Annotated in this window: 6 protein-coding genes; all 6 read left to right on the top strand. The window is 55.8% G+C overall.

Annotation, left to right across the window (positions count from 1 at the left end; all coding sequences use genetic code 11):
• Window positions 1–419: 419 nt before the first annotated feature.
• Window positions 420–2,930 (top strand): CoA transferase, encoded by a 2,511-nt coding sequence (locus tag VMW13_10205; GenBank protein ID HUV45185.1) that lies wholly within the window; start codon window positions 420–422, stop codon window positions 2,928–2,930.
• 349 nt (window positions 2,931–3,279) lie between these two features.
• Window positions 3,280–4,329, top strand: coding sequence for a (Fe-S)-binding protein (locus VMW13_10210; protein HUV45186.1), 1,050 nt, complete (start codon window positions 3,280–3,282; stop codon window positions 4,327–4,329).
• A gap of 4 nt (window positions 4,330–4,333) precedes the next feature.
• Entirely contained in the window at window positions 4,334–5,692 is a 1,359-nt protein-coding gene (locus tag VMW13_10215; GenBank protein HUV45187.1) for an FAD-binding oxidoreductase, read from the top strand.
• Entirely contained in the window at window positions 5,692–6,873 is a 1,182-nt protein-coding gene (locus VMW13_10220) for a (Fe-S)-binding protein (protein HUV45188.1), read from the top strand. The genes VMW13_10215 and VMW13_10220 overlap by 1 nt, the downstream gene beginning before the upstream one ends.
• A 1-nt stretch (window position 6,874) precedes the next feature.
• The gene (locus VMW13_10225; GenBank protein ID HUV45189.1) at window positions 6,875–7,654 is read left to right on the top strand and encodes an electron transfer flavoprotein subunit beta/FixA family protein; all 780 of its coding nucleotides are present in this window, start codon (window positions 6,875–6,877) and stop codon (window positions 7,652–7,654) included.
• Window positions 7,655–8,391 (top strand): electron transfer flavoprotein subunit alpha/FixB family protein (locus VMW13_10230; protein ID HUV45190.1); only part of this gene is annotated, 737 nt, incomplete at its 3' end.

An 8,391-nucleotide genomic window follows, 5' to 3' on the forward strand; every position in this document is an offset into this window, starting at 1 on the left:
GGTGACATAACAGAGTAAGGTATCGTGGTCACTGCCCAACGGACCATTCCTGTGGGGTGGGGAGGTTTTTTCTTGTGTGGGAAGCAGGCTTTGCCTGCTTCCCACACGTATAGATATAGTCTCTTTCTCCAGAGGGGAAACGCGTAAGGAGGATAAGGCTTTTCCACATGAGGAGGCGGCCAGTACCATAACTAACTGCACAGGTACTCTCCGATGGCAAGCAGCATCGGCTGTACTGGCAGGGTGCTGAAAAACCCTTTCGACTAAACCCCGTGCGGCCCATCTGGACTCCCCTTTTTCATCATCCTGCTAAGGTATCACTAATGTACTGGACACCGCACAGTTTCACATTGCCAGACACACGGAGAACCGTTAGAATAACAGCTATACCCAGGAATTCAGAAGCGGAGTAGTGAACATTGGAGAAACAACAAATAGAACAGAGTGGTCTGGATAGGTACCGGGCACTGGACCTGACGGATGAGAAGGGTTTTCTTTGTGGCAAGTTACTGGCCGACCTTGGAGCGGATGTGATTAAGGTTGAGCCACCGGGGGGTGAGCCGGGTCGGAATATCGGACCTTTCTACAAAGACGAGCAACACCCGGAGAAGAGTCTGCTGTGGTGGGCATACAACACCAGTAAGCGAGGGATAACGCTTGACCTGGCGAGTGAAGATGGTCGTGAGGCCTTTCTTCGTCTGGTGGAGGTATCTGACTTTGTGATTGAGTCCTTCAGGCCGGGGCAAATGGCTGAACTGGGCTTGAGCTATGAGGAACTCGCCAGGGTCAACCCCGGAATCATCATGGTCTCCATCAGTAGTTTCGGACAGGACGGTCCGTATGCCCGATACAAGGCGACGGACATCGTCTGCCAGGCCATGGCTGGAGTCCTTAATCTCACCGGCGACCCTGACCGCAAGCCGCTGCGGATAAGCGTTCCGCAGTCGTATTTGAATGCCGGCAACGAAGCCGCCACCGGTGCCCTTATTGCCCTGTGGCACCGGGAAAGGACGGGACTGGGCCAATGGGTGGATATTTCCGCCCAGGAGTGTGTTGCCTGGCAAGGCTTCTCAAACCAGACGTTCTGGTATATGCGACAGGAGAACCCGACACGCGAGAACCAGGCACATAACATGCTGTCTGTGGGGCGTCCGACTGTACCCGACATCTACCTCTGCCGGGACGGATTTGTCCTCTTTACCGCCGAAAGGGGCCGTAACGGCCGGCGTACCCGGACACTTGTTGAATGGATGCAGGAAGAAGACTCGTGTCCTCCTGCTGTTAGCGAGTATGATTGGGAGGAGACGATAACTCCTCCGGAGGATATGACGGAAGAGGAGCGGGAGCAGAGGATACTGGAGATGGTGCAAACCGGTTTTGAGATGCGGAAGCACTTCGAAACGTTCTTCCTGACAAAGGACAAGCAGGAGCTGTTTCAGCAGGCCGTATCGCGCGGATTTCTCCTGGCACCTCTACAGAGCATCAAAGAAGTGGCCGAGCTTGCCCAGTTCCGGGCGAGGGGCTTCTGGCAGGAAGTGACGCACCCTGAGATAGGGGAGACCCTGGCTTACCCCGGAGCGCCATTTCGCTCCACCGGTGCGCCATACCGTATCCGGAGGCGGGCACCCCTGATTGGTGAGCACAACGATGAAGTCCTGTCCGGACAATTAAGACCGGCGAGTAGCCGACCGGCTGCCCCTGAAAGCCCGGATACCGGCGAGGTGTTTCACGGGCTCAAGGTGCTGGATTTCACCTGGATTACCGTAGGACCACGGACAACCCGCTACTTTGCCGACCACGGGGCAATCGTTGTTAAAGTGGAAGCGCCCGAGCGCCCCGACGGAGGACGTGGCATCCCTCCCCTCAAGGACATGATGCCGCATCCGGACCACAGTGCCTGGTTTTGCCTTTACAACGCTAACAAGTACGCCATGACGATAGACCTGGCCAGGCCGGAGGGAATTGACCTGGCGAAGAAGCTGGCCATCTGGGCGGACGTACTCATCGAGTCTTTCCGGCCCGGGGTGATGGAACGCTTCGGACTCGACTACGAGTCTATCCGCAAGTTAAATCCCGGACTGGTTTATGCCAGCACGTCCATGTTCGGCCAGAGTGGGCCGTACCGTAACTACGCTGGGTTTGGCCACCACGCTGCTGCCATAACCGGGTTCGATCTTATCTCCGGCTGGCCGGACAGGGCGCCATCGGGTGCTTTCTGGGCGTATTCGGACCATGTTGCCCCGCAGATGCTGGTCTCCGCGGTCGTCACGGCTTTACTGGAAAAACACCGTACCGGGCAGGGTCAGTATATCGACCAGTCGCAGAATGAGAGTGCCCTGCATCTGCTGGGTACCCCTTTGCTGGACTATGCCGCTAATGGTCGGGTCGCTGTCTGCAACGGTGGACGTGACCCGTATGCCGCTCCGCACGGCGCTTTCCGGTGTCGCGGTGAGGACAGGTGGTGCGCCATCGCTGTCGAGACCGACGAGGAATGGCGGTCCTTCTGCCGGGTCATGGGCCGCTCGGAGATGGCGATGGACCCCAGGTTCACCACTCTGGAGGAGCGCAAGGCGAACGAAGATGAGCTTGAGGCGCTGGTGGATGGCTGGACCTCGCAGTTCGAGCCGACCGTCTTGATGACTCGACTCCAGGAGGCGGGGATAGCCGCCGGGGTTGTCGAAACAGCCGAAGACATGCACAATGACCCGCAGTTAAGGTACCGGCGGCATTTCCTGACCTTCGAGCACCCCGTAATGGGTACTGTGTTCGTTGATGCCCTGCCGCCGAAGTTCTCACGGACTCCGGCACGGAAGTACCTGCCGCCCCCCTGTCTCGGTGAACATAACGCCTACGTCTGTAACGAGATTCTGGGGATGTCGGACGAGGAGTTCGTGCATCTGCTGGAAGAGGGCGTTTTCGGTCAGGTCTGAGTCAACCGGCGTGTCCGGTTGACCTGTCCCCCTGAAAGCAGGCTGTTATCATCCGTTACTGGCCTTAACATCCGGTGATTGCTGTTGCCCGGGTATCAGACGTAACATAAACTCAAAGGTCCTGCCTGTCGCACAGTATCGCCCATCTTGCTGGATTCGGACCGGACGCTTTCGCAAAAGTTATTATGGAGTACAACAGTGCACATATTGCCTATGGACAGAATCAGCCATGTGTGCCCCCACGAATGCGTTTGGTGGCTTTCCCTTGACGTCCCACGTCCACGAAGGTAACATAGGGTGGCCCACGACATATCCAGGAAGGCCGGAATTAATACGAGGAGGTAAAACAATGTTTGCGCTCAAGTTCGATGCCAACATCTGTCTGTCATGCGAGACCTGCGACTGCCTTACCCGCTGCCAGTACATGGACATTGACCGAGAGACGGCGAGAACGGAAATCACAAAGATAGCCAATGGCGAAGACTCCTTTGTGCTGCACGATTGTGTGACCTGTTATGCCTGTGAAGAATACTGCCCGATGGGTAACCACCCCTTCTACCTGATTGTGGAGCGCCAGGAGGAGCTTGATATACCACCTCTACCAAAGCCTCTCATCGAGCGGGGCATACAGACGGGTATCCCTTTCCGGGGAGAGCCGGAGATATTTGAGGCCAAAGAACCGGCCCTCTGTATGGGTGTCTTCTCAGACCTGATGTATTTGATACAGGGGAAGCTCTTCGACGGGTTTTCCGTAATATCGGAAGACCCGCGGAAGATGTTCCATTATTTCTGCCAGCTTATGTACCTGCACTACGCGCGCACTTCCGTGATAAAGGAAAGACTGCCGGGAATCATGGAGACCATTGCCAGGCACGGTGCCAGGGAAATAGTGTTCTTCCATGACGAATGTTACGGCACCTACGACTCATACTGCTCCGCAGTGGGTATCGAAGTACCGTTCAAACCGGTCCATCTCTTTGAGTATCTGTACAATAAACTGAACGAACTCAGGGACGAGATACGGCCGCTCAATATGAAGGTTGCCTATCAGCGCCCCTGTTCTTCCCGGCTTTCTTCGGACAAGCACCACTTTGTCCGGGACATCTTCGACCTGATAGGGGCACAGAGTGTGGACAGGGAGTATATTGATGAAAACGCTCTGTGCTGCGGAGGCACGATACAGGGGCAGCGAAGGGAGGGGAGCCGCCTCCGCTCTGCCGATGTGCAGGAGCGCAATATCGAAGACATGGTAAAAGCCGGCACCGAGGTCTGCGTTTTTAACTGCCCGGCCTGCTACAACACCATGGCCGGGATGGTTTCCCGAAGGGGCATACGACCGATTTATATGAGTGACCTGTGCCGGCTTGCTATAGGCGAAGAACCGGCAGGATGGAGGTGATGTTATGAGTTCTGTGTACGAATCTCTGGTTGAAATAGTCGGTGGGGAACACGTTTCTACCCAGGCTGAGGAGCTCTATATCTACTCGTTCGACCTGGGTACTACCGAGCCTCACCGACCCGACTATGCAGTGGCACCAAGGACGACCGAAGAAATCCAGGCAATTGTCAGACTGGCCAACAGGGAGAAAGTTCCGGTAGCACCTCTGGGCGGCGGGTTGTCCCTGGCCGGACTGGCGCTGCCCCTGAAGGGGGGGATTTCGCTGGACCTGAAAAGGATGGACACCATACTGGAGGTAAACGAGAAGTCGCGGTATACCGTTGTTGAGTGTGGTGTTTCGCAGGGGCAGTTGACCTCCTACCTGGAGAGGCATCATCCCACCCTGATGCATTCGGAGCCCGGGGCACCTCCGATGGCAACCATAGCCGGCAATATGGCGATACACGGTCAGGGCGACCTGGCACATCCTTATGGTTTCAATTCCGATATGGTTAACGGGATGGAAGTGGTCCTGCCGACGGGTGAAATCTGCCGCTTCGGTTCCTGCTCGGTATCCACGCAATGGTACACGAATCATCCCCTGCCTGATGTGGGGCTATTTCTGGGGTGGGCCGGTACTACGGGTATCATTACTAAAGTATCGCTGAAGCTCTTCCCGAATAAGAGCATAGTAGGCTCGGGCCAGTTCGTGGTAAAGGACGAAAACCTGATTCCGGAAATCATTCACAAGATAACTCACACTGAGATGGTACATGATCTGGTGGCCTACAGCCAGGCAATACCGCCTTTCTCCAGTGGTCTTCATCACCTGACGATAAACTTGAGTGCGGACTCCGAAAAGGAACTGGCATTCAAGATGGAACTGATATTCGATGATACCCTGGGGCCGTATATCCGGAGTGGAGACGGCGGGTACCTGGGCTTCAACCGGGGTTCGCAGAGACCCCAGGTATCCAAGACCTCCGATTGGAGAAAGGGCGGCGGATTTGAATATGTAGGCTCGATAATGCCGGTGGAGACCTACCCCGATTGCTACCGGCGAGGACGGGAGATATCGGAGAAACATGGTATTCCATATACCGTGCTGGGACGGGTTATCGGCATGTCTCACGCCATGATGTTCTCCTGGACATACGCGTTCAACCGGGCAGACCCGGAGACTATGGACCAGGCAAGGGAAGCCCTGCATGAGACTGATGACCTTGTCCTGGAACTGGATGGTACTATCTGGAAACCCGGGACTTACGGGCAGAAGCTGGTTATGGAGAGGATAGACCCCAATACTCTCAATCTGATGAAGAAGGTGAAACAGCTTCTTGACCCCAATGGCATTATGAATCCTGGAAACTGGGAGGTAAGCTGATGACACTGGCAGAATACAAATACGCAGATACCATACACAGGTGCTTCCGGTGCGGCTACTGCAAGTTCCCGGTGAACTGGATGGACGTGAACAATTGCCCGGCATACGCCAGATTCCGCATGGAGACCTACTCCTGCGGAGGACGATTGTGGCTGACAAAGGCCTGGCTGAGCAATGAGATAGACTGGACCGAGCATCTTGCCCAGATACTGTACTCCTGCACGGCGTGTAAAAACTGCGAGGAGAAGTGCCCGCTTCGTTTCAATGTTGACATCTTCAACATGATACTGGCGGCAAGAGCCGAGATGGTCGAAAGGGGCCAGGTGCCGTCGGCGGTCAAGGAGTTCCTGGAGAACGTCCAGCGGCACGGCAATCCCTACGGCAATTCCAGGGCAGAAAGAGGTGAATGGAACCAGGAAACGGGGATAGAGCAGTACCAGGGGCAGGACTACCTGTACTACGTTGGCTGTGTGGGCTCATACGATACCAGAGCGCAGCAGACGGCGCGGACCCTGGGCAAGGTGCTGCTGAAGTCGGCAGTGTCCTTCGGGGTATTGGGTAGTGAGGAGAACTGTGACGGCAATGAGGTTAATGCACTCGGCGAAGAGACCCTGTTTGAAATGCTGGCCGAAGAGAATGTCCGGAAATTCAAAGACCTGGGGGTGACTAATATCGTCACCCTGTCTCCACATTCATACAATGCCTTCAAGAACGACTATGCAAGGTATGACGGTAGCTTTCCGGTGCTGCATTATACACAGCTTCTTAGAGACCTCATCACGGATGGGAAGCTGGATGTCTCCGGCGGGATGAATGCCAGAGTCACCTATCACGACCCCTGCTTCCTCGGCCGGTGGAATGGGGAGTATGATGCTCCAAGACAGGTACTGAGCGCCATTCCCGGTATTGAACTCGTGGAAATGGAGAAGAACAGGGAGAGCACCCTCTGCTGTGGTGGTGGTGGGGGCAACTTCTATACCGATTTCCTGGGTGGCAGCGAGAATAGCCCGGCAAGAATCAGGGTCAGGGAAGCCGCCACTACCGGAGCCACTGTGCTGGCGGTAGCCTGTCCCAACTGTATGACCATGCTTGAGGATGCCGTCAAAGCGGAGGGACTGGAAGACAAGCTGGTAGTGAAGGACGTTTCCGAGATAGTGGGGGAAGCTTGCGGGATAGGATAACATGGATATTGTTGCCTGCATAAAACGTATCCCCGACACCTCGGAGGCGGATACGATGAAGATAGACGCTTCTCAAATGGGCATCGAAAGAGGTTCGTCGGTCTTTAAGATTAACGACTGGGATGAGTATGTCCTTGAAACAGCAGTACAACTGAAAGAAAGAACGGGAGGGTCTCTCACCGCCGTTACTGTTGGGCCGAAGGAGTGGGATGATGTCCTGCGGAGAGCACTGGCCATGGGTGCCGACAGGGCTATCAGGGTAGACCAGGATATGGTCGCCGCGGACTGCCAGGCCGTAGCCGTAGTCCTGGCGGCGGTGACCAGGAGCCTCCCGTACGACCTGGTGCTTTTTGGTGCGCAGTCTGAAGACTTCGGCTGCGGACAACTGGGCGTCATGGTTGCCGAGATGCTGGGCGTTCCCCACGCTGCCCTGGTGGTGGGTCTCCAGGAAGAAGAAAGAAAGGTCCGGGTGGATAGGGAGCTGGAGGCGGGCATACTGGAGTCGTACACTATCGAGCTTCCGGCATTGCTGACTATCCAGACAGGAACCAACCGGCCGAGGTATATCTCGCTTGGTGGCATTAAAAGGGCCATGAAAAAAGAGCTTCAGGTCATGTCGCCGGGAGAACTGGGCCTGACCGCAGAGATGCTGGCTCCGCAGGTGAAACTGGAGAGATTGGAATTCCCGCCCAGGGGCAAGGAGGCAGTGTTGATACCCGGACCACCTGAGGAATCGGTGGAGCAGCTGGCCAGTATTCTACAGAATGCGGGGATATTCTGAATGCCGGAAATACTGGTGGTTGTCGAGCACAGAAAGCAGAGGGTGACCGATATCTCCCTGCAGATGCTCAGCAAAGGGAGGCAACTGGCGAATGAGGCCGGTGCCGGCCTGCTGGCGGTCGTCATCGGCAGGGACGTGGGTGCCTATGTAGAAGAGCTTGCCGGATGGGCTGACAGGGTCATGGCAGTGGAGGACCCCGGACTGGCAGAACCACTGGCAGAACCCTCACAGAAGATACTCTCTGCCATCATAAAAGAGAGGAAACCGTTGCTGGTGCTGATGGGGCATAGCTCCTTTGGCATGGACCTGGCACCTGCACTGTCGGTGGAGCTTGGTTTACCACTGGTCACGGACTGCACTGACGTCTCTCTGGAGGACGGTCATGTGATGGTGAGACGTTCACTCTACAACGGTAAGGTGAACGGCGTATACTCATTTGTGCCATCAGAAACCGTAATGGTAACCGGGCGTATCGGGGAGTTCCCGGTTGAAGAGGGCAATAGAAACGGGGAGGTCGAGCAGGTCGATTCATCCCTGGAAAATGAGTTCGACTACAAGAGGTTCGAAGGGTATACCGAACAGGAAGCTGCCGAGGTGGACATCTCGCAGGCAGAGGTTCTGGTCTCAGTTGGGCGGGGGATAAAAGACAAAGACAACATTGAGATTGCCGAGCGACTTGCCAGTGCGTTGGGAGGAGTCCTGGCCTGCTCCAGGCCGGTAGTAGACAATGGATGGCT

It is taken from the genome of Dehalococcoidales bacterium, from assembly GCA_035529395.1.
Classification (GTDB): Bacteria; Chloroflexota; Dehalococcoidia; order Dehalococcoidales; family Fen-1064; genus DUES01.

Coding starts and splice junctions, on each gene's coding strand:
- VMW13_10225 (HUV45189.1), top strand. CDS start 6,875: ATGGATATTGTTGCCTGCATAAAACGTATCCCCGACACCTCGGAGGCG.
- VMW13_10220 (HUV45188.1), top strand. CDS start 5,692: ATGACACTGGCAGAATACAAATACGCAGATACCATACACAGGTGCTTC.
- VMW13_10210 (HUV45186.1), top strand. CDS start 3,280: ATGTTTGCGCTCAAGTTCGATGCCAACATCTGTCTGTCATGCGAGACC.
- VMW13_10215 (HUV45187.1), top strand. CDS start 4,334: ATGAGTTCTGTGTACGAATCTCTGGTTGAAATAGTCGGTGGGGAACAC.